This is a genomic window from Paenarthrobacter sp. Y-19, from assembly GCF_029223985.1.
GTDB lineage: Bacteria > Actinomycetota > Actinomycetes > Actinomycetales > Micrococcaceae > Arthrobacter > Arthrobacter nicotinovorans.
Genome location: NZ_CP119414.1, coordinates 1385078 through 1403125, shown reverse-complemented (window position 1 = coordinate 1403125; position 18048 = coordinate 1385078). Strand labels below are relative to the sequence as shown.

Annotated in this window: 22 protein-coding genes; 7 read left to right on the top strand and 15 right to left on the bottom strand. The window is 60.7% G+C overall.

Annotated elements, in window-relative coordinates; translation table 11 throughout:
* Positions 1 to 13 precede the first annotated feature (13 nt).
* Positions 14 to 823 (top strand): ParA family protein, encoded by an 810-nt coding sequence (locus tag PYR64_RS06495; protein ID WP_275778999.1) that lies wholly within the window; start codon positions 14 to 16, stop codon positions 821 to 823.
* Between the two features lie 93 nt (positions 824 to 916).
* Here PYR64_RS06495 and PYR64_RS06490 read toward each other — a convergent pair whose 3' ends face one another.
* From PYR64_RS06490 to gcvH, 5 genes are all read right to left on the bottom strand, one after another.
* Entirely contained in the window at positions 917 to 1510 is a 594-nt protein-coding gene (locus PYR64_RS06490) for a MerR family transcriptional regulator (protein ID WP_018779266.1), read from the bottom strand.
* A gap of 235 nt (positions 1511 to 1745) precedes the next feature.
* Entirely contained in the window at positions 1746 to 2249 is a 504-nt protein-coding gene (locus PYR64_RS06485) for a bifunctional nuclease family protein (RefSeq protein WP_018779265.1), read from the bottom strand.
* Positions 2249 to 2965, bottom strand: coding sequence for a MerR family transcriptional regulator (locus PYR64_RS06480; protein ID WP_026267375.1), 717 nt, complete (start codon positions 2963 to 2965; stop codon positions 2249 to 2251). Before PYR64_RS06480 ends, PYR64_RS06485 begins: the two co-directional genes overlap by 1 nt.
* Before the next feature lie 20 nt (positions 2966 to 2985).
* Positions 2986 to 3462: an FHA domain-containing protein gene (locus PYR64_RS06475; RefSeq protein WP_018779263.1), complete on the bottom strand. Its 477-nt coding sequence runs from the start codon at positions 3460 to 3462 to the stop codon at positions 2986 to 2988.
* A gap of 138 nt (positions 3463 to 3600) precedes the next feature.
* Positions 3601 to 3987: a glycine cleavage system protein GcvH gene (gene gcvH / locus PYR64_RS06470; RefSeq protein WP_018779262.1), complete on the bottom strand. Its 387-nt coding sequence runs from the start codon at positions 3985 to 3987 to the stop codon at positions 3601 to 3603.
* A gap of 203 nt (positions 3988 to 4190) precedes the next feature.
* Here gcvH and PYR64_RS06465 point away from each other — a divergent pair, with 203 nt between their 5' ends.
* Positions 4191 to 4691: a hypothetical protein gene (locus tag PYR64_RS06465; protein ID WP_275778996.1), complete on the top strand. Its 501-nt coding sequence runs from the start codon at positions 4191 to 4193 to the stop codon at positions 4689 to 4691.
* A 95-nt stretch (positions 4692 to 4786) separates the two neighbouring features.
* On the opposite strand, the gene PYR64_RS06460 is transcribed toward PYR64_RS06465, so the two are convergent.
* Entirely contained in the window at positions 4787 to 5995 is a 1209-nt protein-coding gene (locus PYR64_RS06460) for an MFS transporter (RefSeq protein ID WP_018779260.1), read from the bottom strand.
* 172 nt (positions 5996 to 6167) lie between these two features.
* On the opposite strand from PYR64_RS06460, the gene PYR64_RS06455 reads away from it, so the two are divergent.
* Positions 6168 to 6614: a MarR family transcriptional regulator gene (locus PYR64_RS06455; protein ID WP_275778993.1), complete on the top strand. Its 447-nt coding sequence runs from the start codon at positions 6168 to 6170 to the stop codon at positions 6612 to 6614.
* Between the two features lie 374 nt (positions 6615 to 6988).
* Entirely contained in the window at positions 6989 to 7528 is a 540-nt protein-coding gene (locus PYR64_RS06450; RefSeq protein ID WP_275778991.1) for a hypothetical protein, read from the top strand.
* Between the two features lie 196 nt (positions 7529 to 7724).
* Here PYR64_RS06450 and PYR64_RS06445 read toward each other — a convergent pair whose 3' ends face one another.
* Positions 7725 to 7976, bottom strand: a complete 252-nt coding sequence (locus PYR64_RS06445) for a helix-turn-helix transcriptional regulator (RefSeq protein ID WP_275778989.1) — start codon at positions 7974 to 7976, stop codon at positions 7725 to 7727.
* A gap of 156 nt (positions 7977 to 8132) precedes the next feature.
* Here PYR64_RS06445 and PYR64_RS06440 point away from each other — a divergent pair, with 156 nt between their 5' ends.
* The 3 genes from PYR64_RS06440 (at position 8133) to PYR64_RS06430 (ending at position 9558) form a co-directional block, all read left to right on the top strand.
* Positions 8133 to 8657 (top strand): hypothetical protein, encoded by a 525-nt coding sequence (locus PYR64_RS06440; RefSeq protein ID WP_275778987.1) that lies wholly within the window; start codon positions 8133 to 8135, stop codon positions 8655 to 8657.
* Positions 8658 to 8750: 93 nt separating this feature from the next.
* On the top strand, positions 8751 to 9029 hold the full coding sequence (locus PYR64_RS06435) for a hypothetical protein (protein WP_275778985.1): 279 nt from the start codon (positions 8751 to 8753) through the stop codon (positions 9027 to 9029).
* 328 nt (positions 9030 to 9357) lie between these two features.
* Positions 9358 to 9558: a hypothetical protein gene (locus PYR64_RS06430; RefSeq protein WP_275778983.1), complete on the top strand. Its 201-nt coding sequence runs from the start codon at positions 9358 to 9360 to the stop codon at positions 9556 to 9558.
* On the opposite strand, the gene PYR64_RS06425 is transcribed toward PYR64_RS06430, so the two are convergent.
* The 8 genes from PYR64_RS06425 to PYR64_RS06390 all read right to left on the bottom strand — a co-directional run bounded on the left by PYR64_RS06425 (position 9537) and on the right by PYR64_RS06390 (position 17736).
* The gene (locus tag PYR64_RS06425) at positions 9537 to 11051 is read right to left on the bottom strand and encodes a right-handed parallel beta-helix repeat-containing protein (protein WP_275778981.1); all 1515 of its coding nucleotides are present in this window, start codon (positions 11049 to 11051) and stop codon (positions 9537 to 9539) included. The two genes, PYR64_RS06430 and PYR64_RS06425, sit on opposite strands and share 22 nt — an antisense overlap.
* A gap of 21 nt (positions 11052 to 11072) precedes the next feature.
* Positions 11073 to 13721 carry a hypothetical protein gene (locus PYR64_RS06420; protein ID WP_275778979.1) on the bottom strand — a complete coding sequence of 883 codons (2649 nt, stop codon included), beginning with the start codon at positions 13719 to 13721 and terminating at the stop codon, positions 11073 to 11075.
* Complete coding sequence (locus PYR64_RS06415) at positions 13718 to 13879, bottom strand: helix-turn-helix domain-containing protein (RefSeq protein ID WP_083262040.1); 162 nt, start codon at positions 13877 to 13879, stop codon at positions 13718 to 13720. Before PYR64_RS06415 ends, PYR64_RS06420 begins: the two co-directional genes overlap by 4 nt.
* 151 nt (positions 13880 to 14030) lie before the next feature.
* On the bottom strand, positions 14031 to 14723 hold the full coding sequence (locus tag PYR64_RS06410; protein ID WP_275778975.1) for a hypothetical protein: 693 nt from the start codon (positions 14721 to 14723) through the stop codon (positions 14031 to 14033).
* A gap of 449 nt (positions 14724 to 15172) precedes the next feature.
* Entirely contained in the window at positions 15173 to 16699 is a 1527-nt protein-coding gene (locus PYR64_RS06405; RefSeq protein ID WP_275778973.1) for a terminase family protein, read from the bottom strand.
* Positions 16696 to 17196, bottom strand: coding sequence for a hypothetical protein (locus PYR64_RS06400; RefSeq protein ID WP_275778971.1), 501 nt, complete (start codon positions 17194 to 17196; stop codon positions 16696 to 16698). Before PYR64_RS06400 ends, PYR64_RS06405 begins: the two co-directional genes overlap by 4 nt.
* Complete coding sequence (locus PYR64_RS06395; protein ID WP_275778969.1) at positions 17180 to 17527, bottom strand: hypothetical protein; 348 nt, start codon at positions 17525 to 17527, stop codon at positions 17180 to 17182. The genes PYR64_RS06400 and PYR64_RS06395 overlap by 17 nt, the downstream gene beginning before the upstream one ends.
* Positions 17524 to 17736, bottom strand: coding sequence for a hypothetical protein (locus tag PYR64_RS06390; RefSeq protein ID WP_275778967.1), 213 nt, complete (start codon positions 17734 to 17736; stop codon positions 17524 to 17526). The genes PYR64_RS06395 and PYR64_RS06390 overlap by 4 nt, the downstream gene beginning before the upstream one ends.
* Between the last annotated feature and the right edge of the window lie 312 nt (positions 17737 to 18048).

Genomic DNA, 18048 nt, shown 5'->3' with positions numbered 1-18048 from the left:
TTTGGGTTTTCAAGTGCAAGTAGTCAGCATCAGCAGCCTCAAAGGTGGAGTGGGAAAGACGTCCGTGACCACCGGTCTGGCGTCCGCGGCCCTCGCTGCCGGCATATCCACCCTGGTGGTGGATCTCGATCCCCATGCCGACGCCACGACGGCACTTGGTGTCCAGCCCGGCGGCCAGCAGGACATCGGTCGGATGCTGAAAAGCCCTCGGCGCGCCAGGCTCCAGGACAACGTCGCCGGCAGCAGCTGGGTCTCCAACGGCTCCAGCAACGGCACCCTGGACGTCGCAGTAGGCTCAGCGTTCACCGGAATCTACGACCGCCCCGACCTCGGCCGCCGCGACCTCCGCAGGCTGTCCACGGTTCTGGCCGGCACCACCAACTACGAGTTGGTACTGGTCGACTGCCCGCCGTCCCTGAATGGATTGACCCGCATGGCCTGGAGCGCCAGTGACCGCGTGGTGCTCGTGGCCGAGCCCGGGCTGTTTTCCGTAGCGGGCACCGAACGAACCATGAGGGCCATTCAGCTGTTCCGCCAGGAATTCGCCCCCAATCTGGCCCCGGCAGGTATCGTGGCCAACCGCGTGCGCAGCGGATCCGCCGAGCACACCTTCCGCCTGGCCGAAATGGAGTCCATGTTCGGAGAGCTGCTGTTGACTCCGCACATTCCGGAACAAGCCAATTGGCAGCAGATCCAGGGTGCGGCGCATTCCGTCCACCACTGGCCGGGAGATTCTGCGAAGAATGCCGCAAAACTTTTCGATGCCCTGCTAGAGAGTCTTCTTGAGGGGCAGGATTCCACCAGGGAACGCCGCCAACGCTGACGGGCGCGGGGCTCCGTCAGTGGCCCCGGTCTGCACAACAAGAAAGCCTCTTCCCTGTGGGAAGAGGCTTTCTTCATGTCATTTGTCGGTTGCCTAGCCTATGCGGCGGGCAACGCGGCGCTTGCTCAGTTCGTCGTCGGGAAAGGATTGCTCGACGGCGTGCTCGCTCGGCAGCGCGGCCAAGCTGCCCTCAACTTCCCGCCATACGCGGCCAACGGCTATGCCGAAGACTCCTTGGCCACCCTGCACCAGGTCGATGACCTCATCTGCGGAGGTACATTCGTAAACACTGGCACCATCGCTCATGAGGGTGATCTGCGCGAGGTCCTCCACGCCACGTTCGCGGAGGTGTTCCACCGCGGTCCTGATCTGCTGGAGTGATACGCCGGTGTCAAGAAGTCGCTTGACCACTTTGAGAACCAGGATGTCGCGGAATCCGTAGAGCCGCTGTGATCCGGAGCCGGCAGCTCCACGGACAGCAGGTTCAACGAGTCCTGTGCGTGCCCAGTAGTCCAGTTGGCGGTAGGTGATACCTGCCGCCTTGCATGCGGTGGGGCCGCGGTATCCCGCGTCCTCGTCCAGCACGGGAAGATCCTCGGTGAAGAGCAGACCTTGGGCGCCGGATGCGGGCGCAGCAATGCCGGCAGAGGACTGCTTCAGCTCGCCTGCTTCGCCTTTCGGACTCACGTGACCTCCTTGTTCTCAGCTCCCTTGGGGACGGTGCATACCCCAGACACAACAACAAAATGCAGCAGTGTAATTCCCACAAGTCGGCACCTTCCAGTGTGACTTGCGCGGGCAGTGTATGCAACGGGAACTTGATACTTCGACGTTAGGCCCGTGAAGCGCCGAGGTCAAAGACCTCGGGCCCAAAATCCAGTCGTGTCGAAACTTTCACCCTCAACTTTAGGTTGAGGGTGTTTCAACCTTCGAAATCTTCAGGTTCCACATCGTCGAGGAACTCGCGGAACCGGCGCATTTCTCGTTCTTCGTCCACCGTGGGATCCGGCTCCGAATCCTCGCCTTCATCGTGCTCGGTGATCCGGACACCCGCTTCTTCCATGACGGCGTCAGCGCACCAGATGCGGCACTTGGCCCGCAAAGCCAGGGCGAGGGCGTCCGAGGCGCGGGAACTGACCACCGTGCCGTCGTCGAACTGCAGCTGGCCATAGAAGATGTTGTCCTCGACCGCCACGATGTTCACGCTGATGATTGTGTGACCCAGCGATTCCACGACATCGATCAGGAGATCATGCGTCATGGGCCGGGGCGGGACCACGCCCTGCTGGGCGAGGGCGATGGCACTGGCTTCCGGCGTGCCGATCCAGATTGGCACATGCCGTTCACCGTTGAGTTCGCGAAGGAGCACCAATGGCTGGTTGGACGGCAATTCGATCCGCACACCGACAATTTCGACTTCGATCATCAGCTGTCCATCCGGGAGATTCGGTCGTGGACGAGGGCCCGGTGGAGGGTGAGGCACAGCTCGCTGATCTCGCGTGCCGCTTCTGCGGCCCTTGCCTGGGATGCTGCGTCGCGCCGTGAGGTCAACGGCGCGACGGCCCTTTCAACCAAGCCGAACTCCCGCTCGGCTGCAGCCTGGAAGGGACGAAGGTGCCGGGGCTCAAGGCCGTGGCCCTCCAATTGAACACAAGCCCTGGCCACCTGGAGGGCATGTTCGTCGAACTTGCCACCGACATGGGAGATCAAGCCAAAGCTCAGGAGCGATTCCAGCAGCGGCACGCTGGCGCCGGACTCGGCACGCAATTGCTCCTCCGTGAGGGCCCGGGCTCGTCCTTGCATCTCCGCCGCCATTTCCGGCGAGACAACCCTCGGGGAGACAGTGACCCCCGGAGGAAGATTCTCCGGCCGTTCACCGCGGTCGATGGCGTCGAGGTAGTCCTTGATGACCTTGAGCGGCAGGTACTGGTCACGCTGCAGGGCCAGGACGAAGCGCAGGCGCTCCACATCGCTGTCCGAATACTGCCTGTATCCGGCAGGAGTCCTCTTCGGATTGATGAGGCCTTTTTCCTCCAGGAAGCGGATCTTGGACGCAGTCATTCCAGGGAAGTCATCGCTCAATTGGGCGAGGACTTCCCCGATGTTCAGGACCTGCGGCCCGCGACGGTCCGGCTGGGCAATAGCCACAGGCAGGTTCCCCGTCAGACTTGGCCTGCTGAGCGGACAGGGCTGATGTAGTAGGTCAACCGGAACTTACCGATCTGGACCTCGTTGCCGCTCTTGAGCTGCACGCGGTCAACGCGGTCGTGGTTGACATACGTACCGTTGAGGCTGCCCATGTCTACGAGCTCGAATCCCGACGCAGTGCGGATGAACTGCACGTGCTTGCGGGACACCGTGACATCGTCAAGGAAAATGTCCGCGTCAGGGTGCCGGCCGGCAGTTGTGGTGTCCGCGTCCAGCAGGAACCGGGCTCCGGCGTTGGGTCCGCTGTGTGCAATGAGCAAGGCCGAATTCGGCGGAAGAGCATCCACGGATGCACGCTCTTCAGGAGCCAACTTGGGGGCAATGCTCGGCTCGTCCCACGTTGGCGTGATGCTGATCGAGGTGGTCTCCGACGTCGGCTGTTCCTCCGCGCCGTTCCCGACATTGGCTTGATTCTGTTCGCCGCCAACCATGGAATTTCCTCCTCATCCGCTGACAGTTCCAAACCCTGCCAGCAACTTCCGCATCCCGGTACCGCCGGGCAAATCGGTTCCTGGCCCGCCCTTCCATTTCCCCTGTAATGGGAAAACAGCCTGGCGGGCCAGATAACTTTAGCCTACCTGTTGTTCGTACTCCGATGCACTGAGCAGGGAATCCACTGCGTCAGGTTCTGCGAGCTTTACTTCAATGAGCCAACCTTCGCCGTACGGGTCGGAGTTAATCAGTGCGGGATCCGTATCCAACGCGTCATTGCGATTGGTGACCTCGCCGGAAACCGGAGCATAGATGTCGCTGACGCTCTTGGTGGATTCGACTTCCCCAACAACTTCATTGCCGGTGATTTTTGTCCCCGGCTCCGGCATCTGGGCGTAGACCACGTCGCCCAGCGCGTCCTGGGCGAAGTCGGTAATGCCAATGCGCACAACGCCGTCGGCATCCGGAGCGGTGACCCACTCGTGTTCTGCAGTGTAGGAAAGTTCTTCAGGAATATTGCTCACGGGTGGCCTTTCATCGGGACAATGACGAACCTCGGCGACGGCCTGCGCAGCTGGCCGCCGCTGAAAGTATAGGCACAATTCCCCTGCGCCTGATGGGGTCTCTGCCATGATTGACCCATGACTGAACAAGCACAAGTACCAGCCGGGAAAAAGAGCAACCTGGGCGCAAAAATAATCCTGGTCCTTGTGTTTTGCTGGTTGCTGTGGCCGCCTGGTTCATTCTTGGGGCAATTCTTCCCAGATGGTGGTCCGATGTCATCGCAGGACAAATCAGGCGTGACCTTGGTGCCAGCGTGCTGGTCGGCATGTTCTACGGCTTCGTATTTACCTTCATTCCTTTGCTGGTCGCCTGGCAGGCCACCAGGAAAGCCGTAAGCTGGCCCTGGAAAACAGCCATCGTCCTGCTGGCAGTTGCCATCGCAACTCCCAATCTGCTCACTGCCGGAATCGTCTTTGGCTCCACGGAATCAGCCCACGCCGGCCAGAGGACCCTCAGCGTGGATACAGGCTTCTTCACCACCTGGACAGCCATCTCCGCCGTTGCCGCGGTAGTTGTCTTTATTGCGGTGACGGTCATGTGGTCGATCTGGCGGCGCCGGGGCAAACAGATGAAGGCCCTGAAGCAGGCGGAGAACGAACGCATCAAGGCTGCCGGGAACCGGAACGCCGAACCGGAACCGCAGAACCCCACGCCCACCCCGTAAGAGCCGAAAATGCCCGCCACGGACTTTCCGTGGCGGGCATTTTCCTGCCTGCGTCAGACGTGACGCTCCAGGCGTCGGGCTCCAGACCACATGACTTAGGCGACGATGGCCCCATCAGGTTCGCGTTCGACGTCGGGAGTTGCCGTCGGTGCGGCCCCTCCCCCGCGCTTGGCGGCCGCAGCGGCAGCAATCATGACCAGCAGGGCAGCAACCGTGATCCCTGCGCCCGCCCAGATGGGCGAGGTGTAGCCGAGACCGGCGGTGATGGTGACGCCGCCCAGCCATGCGCCCAGCGCGTTGCCAAGGTTGAAGGCACCAATGTTCGCACCCGATGCCAGCGTTGGTGCCGTGGAGGCGAAGTGCATCACGCGCATCTGGAGGCCTGGAACGGTTGCGAATCCGAATCCGCCCATCAGGGCCAGGGACACCAGGGTTGCAATGCTGCTGGCAGCCGTCAGGGCGAAGAAGACCAGAACCACCACAAGTCCAGCGAGGATCACGATGAGTGACTTGTCCAAGGCCTTATCGGCAGCCTTGCCGCCGAGGAAGTTGCCGACGAACAGTCCTCCACCGAACAGCACCAGCAGCCATGGGACGGCGCCCGGCTCAAATCCGGAGACCTCGGTGAGGGTAAAGGCAATGTAGGTGAAGGCGCCGAACATGCCGCCGAAGCCGAGGATGGTCACGATGATCGACAGCCACACCTGGCCGGATGCGAAGGCGCCCAGTTCGCTGCGTAGGCCCTTTGTGGGTTCCGTGCCGGCCTTGGGGACCATGAAGGCGACGCCGAGCAGCGCCACTACGCCGATCACGGTGATAGCCCAGAACGTTGAACGCCAGCCGAAGTTCTGGCCCAGCAATGTCCCGAAGGGAACACCCAGGACGTTGGCCGCCGTCAGGCCGGTGAACATGATCGCGATGGCGCCGGCCTTCTTGTGCGCCGGCACGAGGCTTGCGGCCACCACTGAGCCGATACCGAAGAAGGCCCCGTGGCACAGTGCGGCCACGATACGTCCGAGCAGCATGGCCGAGTAGGTGTCGGCGATCGCGGAGAGGAAATTGCCTGCGATAAAGAGCACGAGCAGGCCCATGAGTACAGGTTTGCGGGGCAGCCGGGTCACAGCGGCAGTCACCAGCAGGGCACCGACAGTGACGCTGAGGGCGTAACCGGAGATGAACCAACCGGCCGAAGCCTCGCTGACGTCGAAGTCGGCGGCAACCTCGGGCAAGAGGCCCATGATCACGAATTCGGTCAGTCCGATGCCGAATCCGCCGAGGGCAAGGGCAATCAACCCTGCGGGCATGTGGAACTCCTTAGATGGCCGGTTCCCCTGGGAAGTGGAAGTGCGTCGCCGGGAACCGTAGAATAATAGTTGCAGACGCTCTATATATAGTTGCATACGCTAGGTACTTGCGCAAGCAACTACTTTCGAACGTCCGCGATCGACTCAACATCAAGGCAGGAGCACAGCAGACATGGGCATCAAGGATGACGCCGTAGAAGTACGGGCACAGGGCTGGCGGACCCTTGCCGCCCTGCACGGAAGCATCGAAGCGGAGCTGGAACGGGCGCTCCAGGCCTCGAACGAGCTCTCTGTCGTGGAGTACACGGTGCTGGATGCGCTGAGCCGCCAGGACGGCTGGCACATGCGGATGCAGCAGCTGGCCCGCGCCACCGCACTCTCAAGCAGCGCCACAACGCGCCTGGTCAACCGCCTGGAAGACCGGGGGCTGCTCACCCGCATCCTCTGCGCCGACGACCGGCGAGGGATCTACACGGAGCTGACGGGCGCCGGCCAGAAGCTCCTCGAAGCGGCCAAGCCTGTCCATGACGACACCCTGGCTGCAGCCTTGGACGCCGCGGAGGCCGTGCCGGAGCTTGAGCCGCTGGTGAGGGCGCTCGGAGCGTTGCAAAAGGCTTAGGCCGGATCCCGGGCTCGTAGGCGCAATTCCGCCCTGAATGACGGGCGTGGCCAACGAGCCCGGGAAGTCTTGCGCCTTAGCGACCCGACTTAACGACCAAAGGCCGGAATCACGCGTTTCCACGTGATTCCGGCCTTTTTGGTCGGGCTGACAGGATTTGAACCTGCGACCCCTTGACCCCCAGTAATGAGGCCACCATATCCCCCAGTATCCGCGGGGTGCGTATGGTGGCCTCTTACCTTATATATATAGGGTCTGCTGCGCGCTTCATATCCCCTAAACTCCGGGACGTTCCGGCAGTGTGCACACACAACTGCACACACCCTCAACTCGAAGGTACATACTGTCTTAGGCGGCACATGTACCATCAGGGCATGAAACGAATATTGGGGGTAGCCGGCGCCGTTCTGCTGGCAGTTTCGTTAGCATCCTGCGGTTCTGCCGACACTGTTGCAAGCCAAGCTGAATCCGCTTCGCCGAGTGCATCGCCGAAGCCAACAACTTACTACGGCGAGACAGCATCAGCGGTGGCCGCACTCATTCCAGGGTGCTCAGATATCAAGCCGGGAGATATCGCCAAAGGCGGACCAGACCTTGCGTCTACGGCCTCCTGCGTACTAGATGGGCGGACGATCGACGTCAACAGTTGGCGGGACACCAAAGCAATCGACAGCATGAAGCGAGTCATAGAGGCGAACGAAGCCGAGGTCTATTACGCCAGAGGTACCGGCTGGACCGCACACGTAAGACGGGACATGACGTTCCAGTACCAAATCACGAATCAAGGGGGCGAGCTCCTAAAGCTCGGAATGAGTGGTCAGACGGCGCCTGCGCCGGATCTAAGGGGCGAGATGGAAGTCTCTCAAAAGATCGCTGACGCCCTTGGCGGCAAAGTGGAGCACTACCAGCCATAGCGCCCAGAACGTAAGCTGCCCCAGCGGCTAGCCTGATCCTCTCAGCGCCGGCCCTGGGGCAGAACGTTCAAAACCGCCTCTGGGAGTGAACGGTTCCCTCGGGCCTGCTAGTCAACCACCACAGAGGCTAGCAAGATGTAGAAAGCATACATGAACGATCGCCAATAGTTAAGTGATCGCTTATGCGTCAGCCGTCTCATCCTTGGTAGGCTTCCGGGTCGATGATCTTCGGAGGGATTCCGAACACTGTGGCGAGAGCATCAACCCTGGCCGCGGGAAGCCGTCGCCGGCCTGCCTCATAGCCGCACAATGTCGAGTGGTCGCAACCCACAAGGTTCCCTAATTGATCCAACGTCAAGCGCTTCTTTTGGCGCTCCAGCTTGATTATGTGTCCGATTCGAACATCCAAGAGATTCATGGCGGCAAGCTTGCCAGAGGCGGGGTCCATGACCCGAATGAAGGATGGGATGCAGACGAAATATGCAACTTACTTCACCCGGTTGCACGGTTCAGCAAGAACTGAGGCCGCCCCTAGCTGCCCGTGGGGCCTCGGCTTCTCGCGTCAATTCCTTCGCCGATGCTTGACGCAGGTACTGTCAGACTCATGCCTTTCCCCGTTGAGACCGTCCAGGTTGAGCTAGTCAATTCATGGTGGGAGCAGATACTCCCCGTGGCGGCGCTTCTTATCTCTGTGTTCTCGGTAGGCCTGACGCTTGCATTCCGCTACTTTGACCGGCTGGTCCTCAAGGTGCAGGCAGTCTGGGTCCCCGTCGAGACGTCTTCTATGCAGATGTTCACCGGACAAGATGTCGTTCTTGTGGAGGTGACCAACCGCAGCCGAACGGCAACAACCGAGGTGTCCTTCCTGTTGCTCCAAACCAACGAGAAGAGAACGTTCGGCTCGAACATTCGACCCAATCCACGTGACTCCAAACTACCGGCCACAATTGGCCCAGGACAGACGGCTTCAATCTCATATTCGGCGCAACGAATGGGGCACCTTCTCAACGCCTCACCCGCCGTCTCCTGGATCCAAGCGACGGCGGTTAGCGGCCACAAAACAATCCGCGGCAAGAAAAACAGGGACATCGTCGGCAAGCTGCGCCGGTACGCCAAAGATAACCCGTAAATTCCGCCTGATTGTTGCCGTCTGGGAGGGGTCTGTCTTATAGCGTGGGCGGAGCCGGCAAACGGGCCGGCCTCAAAGAATGGGGAGTGCAGCATGAGCAATGATTATCGCGTCGCGTGGGATGCGCTGGGTGACGCCATAGGCGCCGGGAAAGGACAGAGTGCGGGAAGCATCACCGAGATTGACCACCTCACTGTGGACCAGCAACTGAAAGCCGCGGAAGTAGCTGCCCTCCTGGCTATCGCCCAGGAGATCTCCGCGCTGAACCCAAACAACTCGATGTCTCGCGACGAAGATGGCAACGAAGTCAACGGCTGGGGCATTGTGACGAAGAAAGCCAAGCGGAAGCCAGGCCGACTCACCTCTTCGTAGTTACGAGGCCCCCATCTTTCTCGGAGGATGGGGGCCTCGCTACTCATATCTGAAAGATCCTCTGCCCGTCGTGGTACTCCTCGAACAATGGACTCATCCATGAGCAGCTGAACTCTTCACATCCGAAGTAGTTGGTTCGTTCCCGATTGGCGACCATATTTGATGAGGGAGACCATCGAGAGGGGTTGGCGCCAATCGCTTCGGATCCGCATTCAGGGCACTTGTCAGGTTTCGTCGTAGTCATGCACAGAGCCTAACGAGTCCACGGAACATAACCGGTCTTACCTGCCCATAACGCTGGGGCGGAAGGTGCCGTTAGACTCTGCTCATGACTTCTTCCCTTGAATCGATCCTGCGTGCCGCCCCGAAGGATATCCGCGAGCTTGCGCTAGACCACGGCACCAAAGACCCGTTCCAACACGCGTTGTTCGTTCTCGGCAACTGGTCGATGGAGACCCGCAACCCGGAAGCGCCGCGCCTCAGTGCCAAGGTCGCGGCGCTACGAGGTCAGAGCAACAGCCACTCGTAAGTGTCGTCTGCTTTCTTGCGGCAGAGGTAGAGCCCGTCAGCTACACCGGTCGCGCCTTGGATTAGGCGCATCTGTCCGCGACGGGTTGCGTCGGCAGTGGGCAACGGATCGCCGGCCGGAAGCGTAAGCGTTCCGTAACCCATCCGCGTCACCTTGCCGGTGCTGTCCTTGAAGCACTGACGCCCTGTAGTGTCCACAAATGTCGTGACCTGGTTGCTGACCGGCCCTGATGGCTCCGTGGTTACCGGAGCGTTGGTGACTGGGGTGGCGTGCCGCAGCGTTCCGGTAGCAAGGGAAGGCCCGCTAAACACGGTGTTCGTTCCGAGGTCAGAGAGGTTGCCGTCGTTGCTGCAACCAGTGAACCAAGTGTCAGTAACCCCCGCAACTACATCAACCGTCCATGTGCCGGTGCCTGTGCCGCGTGCGAAGTAGCAGTTTTCGAAGCGGTTGAGCCCTCCACCGCTCAGACCGCCTGCGACAATGACATGCTTGCCATTTGCCCCTGAGATTCCGCGGGTTGTGATGCCCTTGAAGCTGTTACGGAAGAGCCCCGACGGGCCGCCTTCGATGTGCAGCGCGGCGCGGTCCACATGGTTGATAGCGATGAAGCCACCGCTGAACTCGTTGTCGTTGGCTCCCGCGTAAACGCCGATACCTTGCCTGACACCAATGGCCTGGATGCCAAGGACGGTGTTTCGGAAACCCGTGTGAACGTACACGCCACTGGTGGTCGGAGCGTAGGCGTGAGGTACTCCGGTGCTGTGGAGGATCGTCGGGGTGACGATGGTGTTGTGGTTTGATCCCTCAGCCTCAACGCCCTCGTTGACGTTGAATGGCGGCCCGGTAGGCGAGAAGAACGCCAGCTGAATCCCGGACCGCCCGTTTTCGTCGCATACTGGGGCGGTGATCTTGTTGTAGCTTGACCCGCGAAGCTTGATGCCGTCGTAGGTGTTGTGGTGGAAGTATCCGCCGATGATCTCGTTGAAGTTGCAGTAGATCAAGCAGATGCCGTCACCATTGGTGCCATTGGGAAAGGTTGCATTGCGCTTTGCCCCTGTGACATCCAAGTTGTAGAACTTGGAGTAGGTGACGCGCATGAACTCGATGGAGTTGTACTGCGCCGTCTGCCCTGCCGCGTTCCCGTCAACCTTGAGGTCGCGGAGGATGATTCCGCTGTTGCCGCCAACGCGGTCAGCATTGGTTATGACGTAGGTGTTGTTCCCAGCCAGCGCTTTGATCGTTGCGCCGTTGCCCTCGATGGTCACGTTTGACGGGATAGTGAGCGGTCCCGAGACCTGATAGACAGCATCCCGGCGTAGCGCAACAGGCTTGCCGCTGGTTGCCGCAGCGTTGATGAGTGCCTGCAACATGGTGCGGTCATCGCCCGTGGCGGTAACTGCCGTTTCTCGGGCATTAGTGGCATTCAGTGCCTCATCTTGGAGGCGGTCAGGCAGGCCTTTGTCAGTAACTCTGGTGAAGTCCAGGATTCCCATTAGTGTGTTTCTCTCTCTGATTTAGACTGCACGTGCGGCGAGGACACGGGCGGTGTTGTACGCGGTGGCTATCGGGCTGCCGCTCGTGTCGTAGACATTGATGGTGGTGCCGGACTCGGGTAGCTTGCCGGTTTCGTTCGCGTGCAGCAGCTTGCCGGCGCCGATCGAATCCACGGAAGATTTCTTGATGACAATCTCTCCGGGGGTGAGCATCGCCGGGACAGTGTCAGTCCCAACAGGTTTGAACTGTGGGAACCCGCCAGTAGCGAGGTAGTTCACCATGCCGCCATGCTCGAACGCCGAAGCGATATTCCCTGCTCCGGGGGCAGTGCCGGACGTGGAGCTTTCGCTATAGTTCCTTTGGATAGTGTCCACGTACGCGGTAGCGCGGCGCCCATCCAAGCCCGCAAGCGCATCTTTGATGTATTGGATTTTCGCCGCAGCAGCAGCGGTTTCCACATCGATTTTCGTCGGCGGCACACTGGCAGGGATCTTCATAATCGAATCGATGTACCTGATAACGGCGTCCTTGTTCATGCCGTTCGCCGCGGCGTTGTCGATGATCGCTTGGCGCTGGTCGATGAGCTTCCGACGGGCTTCCTCAGTGCTGCCGGTCATAGTCCCATAAGCCTCAGCGGAAAGCTGCGCAGAGTTCACCAGCTCAAGCAGTCGGCCACGGTTATCAACCGCTGCCTTGCTGTTCCCATCCAATACCACAGCGTTAGCCGCCAATGAGTTACCGTTAGCGTCTACCGCAGCTTTGGCGCTGTTCATGGCGTCCGTGGATGAAATGAGCTGCTTCTCGAATGAGTTCTGCGCCTGCTCAAACGAAATCGTCTTGCCGGACAGAAGATCCAGCTGCATTTTCAGCAGCCCGCCAGCGTCGTTCTGGAACTGCATCTGCAACGTGGTCAGCGCCAACTGGTCGGCGGTCTTCCGCTCTGCTTCCTCAGCCCCAGCCAGGGCAGACACGTTCGTGCCGTACATGCCAGCAAGGGCGGAAAGCTTCCCTGACTGCGCGTCCAGCGTCGTACCAGTCTGCCCCTTCGCTTCGTTGAACCGCCGCTCAAACTCAACAGCCTGATTCAAGGCACTGTTCTGGTTGCCGATTTCCTCACGCACGGACTTGACCGACGCCTGCACATCCCAGTTGATTTTCATCTGATCGCGGTTGATGCCACCCATTTCCTCGGTGACGCTCTTCGAATCCTTCGCAGCCCGGTCATAATCATCCAGAACCTTGTTGACTTGGTTCTGCGCGTCCTTGTTCCCAAGCGCCGCCTGGGTGAGAGTTTCCAAGCTGATGCCGAGCTTCTTAGCCGAGTCGGCAGCGTTTGACTTGGCGATCTGTTCCGCCGTGTGGGAACGGACGTTCTCCGCGATGATGCCATTGTCACGCTGCAACGCTGCCGTGTAACCCATAGTCGCCGCGGTGGCGTCCTTCGTGGAAGCAGCCGAACCGACCATCACACCGATGAGCGCACCAACACCAGCGACCACAAGACCAATGGGGCCGAGGGACATGTTCAGCATGAGCCCGAACGACTGAATGATGGGGATGAGCGCGGACCACGTAGCGAACGCGGCGTAGGCGCCAAGCGCACCGGACACCAGCAGTGTGAGTACTTCTGTGGGGATACCGTCGAGGATGTCACCGATGACCTTGAGGGTTGTCAGGCCAACGCTACCCAGGGGGGCGAGAGCGGCGATCAGGTTCCCGGCTCCACGCACCAGAGCTTCGATGGTTGCCATGACCTGCGGCATGACGGCGAGGGCGTAGTCACCGAAGGAGCGGAGCCCGTTGCTTTGCCCGATTGTCGCGAACCGGGCGGACAGGTCGCCGAGGTACCCGGCGAAGCCCCGCATGACCGGGTCAAGGGTGGTGAACATGCCGAGCATGCCCGTCAGGCCGTTCGCTGCGACGTTGCCCGTGACACGGGAGAAGTCGCCCATCTGCCGGTTCAGCGATGGCATGTACGTGTTCAGGGTGTTAGCTGACCGGTTGAACCCGGACAGCGTACCCTCAGCAGAGGTGGCGGCGAGTCCCTTGAACTGGTCTTTGATCTGCTCAACACCAGCGGCGTACTGGTTGCCGAGCGGGCTGCCCTTTTTCATTTCCTCGTTGATGCCGACGACGGCGAGGACACCAGCCACGCCAAGGGCGCCAAGGGCCGCGGCGCCCGCGACGGCCACCCCAGCGATGGGCACGGCTGCGGGGGCGAGCATCGCAAGGGCCGAGTACAGGAGGTGGATGGACCCGCCAGCTTGTTTAGCGGTGTTGTCTACCTTGCGGTTCGAGTCCGCGTTTTTTTCTTTGGCCCCAGTGTCGCTTTTTGTGGCTTCGGTGGAACGCTGCGTCCACTCAGTGAAGTCCATCTTGGGTTTGATGGATTCCTTCTCAGCCAACGCCTGCCCGATGATGACAGCACGGGACTGCTCACGCATGCGGGCGAGGGCAGCGGACGACGCGGTGATGCGATTCTCCGCGACCTCCACGGCTGCGAGCTCAGCGACTGCCTGCTTCGTGCCGGTCGTCTCAATGCGGATCTTCGGGTTAGCCCTGCCCAAGGAGTGGGCTTGGGCTTCTACACGTGCAAGCTCACGCATCCACTCAGAGGAATCGATCTTGAGTTTGGCGACGATTGTGCCGACGTTTGTTGACTCCGTCATGCGGCCTCACCAGCGTCGAACTGATCGAGGTCCACGCGTACGGTGTGCCCGATGCGAACAGCTTTGAGCGCGCCGGAGTTGATCCAGTTGTAGATCGTCCTGAGGCTGACGGAATAGAACGTCGCTGCCTCCGCTGGGCTGGCGTAGCGCGCTGCCATGGCATGTCTCCTGAACTTTTAACGGGGAAAGCCGAGCGCAACCACCACATGAGCAGTGGAGATGCGCCCGGCTAGCACCCGGCTTGTGTACCTATCTCAGTTTAGCGCGAATTGCAAAAACATGCAATAGTTTGCATAAATATTCATTCGATTACGCGCGGTCGAAGCGTACGGAGTTGCACGGAAGAAGGCCCTCAATGTACTCCCGCTTCAATCCGCCCACGAACCCACCCTTGGCGACGAGCTCAGCGCCTTCAAGCAGTTCCTGCACGGCGTTCTTCAACGCGTAGTCCCCCAGCACAACGAACGACTTTTCGCCGTTGCGCGACTCCACAACGATCCGTTCGGGCTCCACGATGATCCCCAGATCCGCTGGGGTCGGCACTCCGAGCTCTTCGGCCTTGGGGCCAGCGTCACCAATCGCGAGGGCAACCTCGCGGGCCTCGTCGTGGAACTTGGCGGCAGCGTCAAGATAGGCGCGCACAGCCGACACGGCTACATCCAGGAGGCCGTCCAGGGCTGGCTCGTTTCCAGGCAGGCTGCGCGCCCGCTTCACAGCTTCATCGACAGCCAACCGCTGCTGCGCCAGTTCCTTTTCACGTGCTGCGTTTGCGGCTTTCCGTTCAGCAGCCTCCTGCCGGAGCCGAGCAAACTGGAGCAGGCCACGGGATTTGTTCAGGTCATCGGGTGTGACCGTCTCGTCGCCCTGACGGATGCTTTCCTCAACTGCGTCATGTTCAGTCTGGGCTTTCTCTGCGAGCGCCTTTGCATCCTCTGCCGCGGTTACTGCCTCTGCGTCCGCGGCTACTGCGGCGGACACATCGTTTTTGAAGTTCGGTGCCATTGTTCAGGTGGTCTTTCTGGTCGTCGTACCGAATCGGTGTCGGTCGAGGTCTTGAGCGTCTATGAGCCATGTCTTTCCGAACTTCACAGCTCGGAGCCGGCCCTCTGTGCAGGCCTTCCGTATGGCCCTGTCCGTGCACCCTAAGAGGTCAGCTGCTTCGAGCGCTGTCAGCTTGCGCGCATCGGATCTACTACCGATGATCCCGGATTCAATAGTCTCGGTTCCGGCTGCGGAACTTGACCGTTCTTCTTCATGCGCGGCGGCGGCATTGAGCGCGGAAAGCACGCCGATGGTGTCCGCATTGAGCTTGCCACCGCCGCCGTTTGGCGATGCAGACTGTCTGAGCCCACGCACAATGAGGCGGAGAATGGGCTCAGCCACGGAACCAGGGACAACGACAGTTCCGTCTGGTCGAATCAGGTGGGCGAACTGCGCGTCCCTTAGCGGCATCACCATTGGCTGTTCCCACGCTCGACGCCCTCAGGCCAGCCAGCCCAGCCACGTGAGTACGCGACCGGCTTAGCGTTCCGCGGCACATACAAACCGCTTCGAGTCTGCAACAGGTCCTCGACCCCTGGACGCTCCCGCTCCAATGACCACCGCAGGTTAGCGTTGATGCTGCGGCGGGCGTAATCCGGGTACACCAACGACACAGCCTGCATAAGGCTCATGACAAGGTCATCGTGGCCGGCGCGGTCTGGCACAGCAATACGCGTTGAACCCGACGCGAGCTGCTCAAACTCCAACCCACGCAACTGCTTCAACAGCTCCGGATGATTCGGAAGAACCAGACGGCGCCGCTGCAACAGGCCCTTGATCTTCGAAAAGCCTGATTGCTTACGCTTGGCATCCGTCCATACACGACCGACCCAGCCATCAACACGTGACTCCTGCAATCGCGCTGACAGGTCGTCAGTCGGATAAGCTCCAACCCCATTTACCTCAGAGGCAAGGAAGTCGTAACGATAGGTCCTGCCGGATTCAACGATCCTGTCAATGAAGTCGGCATACGACCAGTTATGCCGCGCTTCGAGCCACGGAACATAGAAAATGAGATTGTCGCCATGCCGGTTTTGGTTGAGTCCGAAGTCCTCCAACACCGAAACCATGGTCAGCGCGTTAGCATCCCGCGAGAAGCCCCAGTCAACGCCAGCCGCAACCGTGTAACGCTGATCGAATCTGTCTCCAAGCCACGGAAGTACCAGATCCTCAGGGGCTACCATCTCGTAGTCAGCCACCGCACTCATTATCTCGGCTTCGGTAAAGTACGCTCCTGCCTCATCGGTCCACTCTGCCAGGAACTCCCTTCGGAAGTACTCGGGGGACTCCCGCTCACGAATCTGCTCCAAGAGTGCGGCGTCAACCAGCGGGCTCACGGTTGAAGGCCAATGCCACGACTCCACATGCTCGTCCGGGCGATCCATCCCCCGCTGCCACAACTGCCGGAAGAAGTGGTCGAGCCCGCCCCACGGCGTCGAAACCATAATCACGCGCGAACCTGGCCGCGCAATGATCGCGGGTTCCGCCGCGCGCCAAATCTCCGTGTCGATGAAGCCCGCCTCATCCAGAATCAGCACGTCAACGGGCCACCCGCGGATCTGCCGGGACGACGCCGGGACGCTGATAATCCTGGATCCGTTCGATAACGTCAGTACCGACTTCGAATCATCCAAGACCGAGCCGGACATCGTACGTGAAGCCAACGCCAGGGAAGTGCACTCTTCCAGGAGCCGCCTGGACGCCACCTCACCTGCCGAAACAAGCAAGACTGTGACGTTGTTGCGTGTCGTCGCTTCAAACAAGGCGACAGCGGAAAGGGTCGTGGACTTGCCAACCTGCCGGCCAGCACACACCACCCGATACCGCGCCTTTGAGCGGGCAAAGGCAAGCTGGTGGTCCCATAGCTCGCGCCCCAAGATCTGGGCTGAGAATGCCCCCGGATCCGTAGCCGGGTGATACTCCACCGTCCGCGTCATTCAGACACCACCTCTCCATGCACGGAAGCATCCATCTGAGCCCTCATCTTCGTTAGTTCAGTAGCGGCGTCAGCCTGCCGGCCCTGCGCCACGTCCTTGCCCAGCCGCGCCGCCGACATGGGATCCAGCCCCAACCGCGAGCGGTGATTCTGAGCCGTCGTCTCCCACTTCCGCAGCAACTCCAGTGGTGAGGTTTGCCCCTGCTTCGAAGCAGCAGCCGCCTCAATGGGCATGCCATCTACCCAGTTCGAAATCAGCGCGCACTTTGCTTCCGCCTGAGCCCAAGCCTGGACCGCTGCCGCGTACCGGGGTGCCCGGAGGTATGCCACCGTCTCATCCAGAAGCAGCTCAGAGGCCAAGGCATCCGCTATGGGGTCAACCTTCCGGGGTGACTTCGCCCCATGCTTCACCGCCATCTCATTGCCAAGGGTGAACGGGGGGCGCTGCCCCTCGAAGGCAGGCTCCCAGGGCGTAGGCGTGTCAGAGTCGGTCGTCATCGCTATCCTCAGTCGGTTCAGGTGGGACAGTGCCCATGGGGTACACCGGAGCCCATGGGGTGGAGTAGGTGGTGGTGCCCCACTCGTCGGGGTAGCCCAGCCGCACCCATCTCACGGCTTGCTCAGGGACGTTCAGCAAACCGGTGAGCGCTGCCTGGGCAGCCAGTAGGTTGGCTGCGTAGTCTCCCTCGACTGCTATCGTGTAGCGGCGCCCTGTGGCTTCGGTGCATGCCACCAGCCCCCAGCCAGCCTGTGTGTCGGGTAGCCCGATGGTAGTGGGGTCCAGGTCGGTGATGATCTGGGTGCCCATATGGTCGAACAGCCGCGTCATGGTTCTGCCCTCCACACGTCACTGGCGAGGGGCGCCTTGCTCGTGCACAGGTCCAACGCTTCGAGGGCTTCGGCGAGGGCTAGGCCCGCCTCTCGCACCTCACTGGGGATGTTGTCGGCGTCTGACTTCTGTATCTCGTCGAGGGCGTTGATAGCGCCGCCGAGTCCCCATGCTGCTGCCCAGTTGGTCAGGGCTTCACGGGTACTCATGCGAAGACTCCAAGCGTGAAGGCCTCTTGATTGGGCATCAAAGGCTGAGGATAAAACCGCAGGTCAGACGCGGGTTGTGAGCAGGTGAGTGCAGTTGTGTGTGCAGTCACCGTGAGCACCGACAGTCCGGAACTAATGGCTGTCTTGCGCGCGGGGTTTGACGCATCCACGGCTAGGGCGCGGACTGACCGCTGAGCCTTCGAATGAGCGTCTGGTTTGGTTGTGTTTGGGGTGTTCATTGGGCTTCCTTGTGGTGTGTATCCCTGCGTATCCGTTGTGTATCCCGGATACGGTTGAGTGTGTGTATCCCCC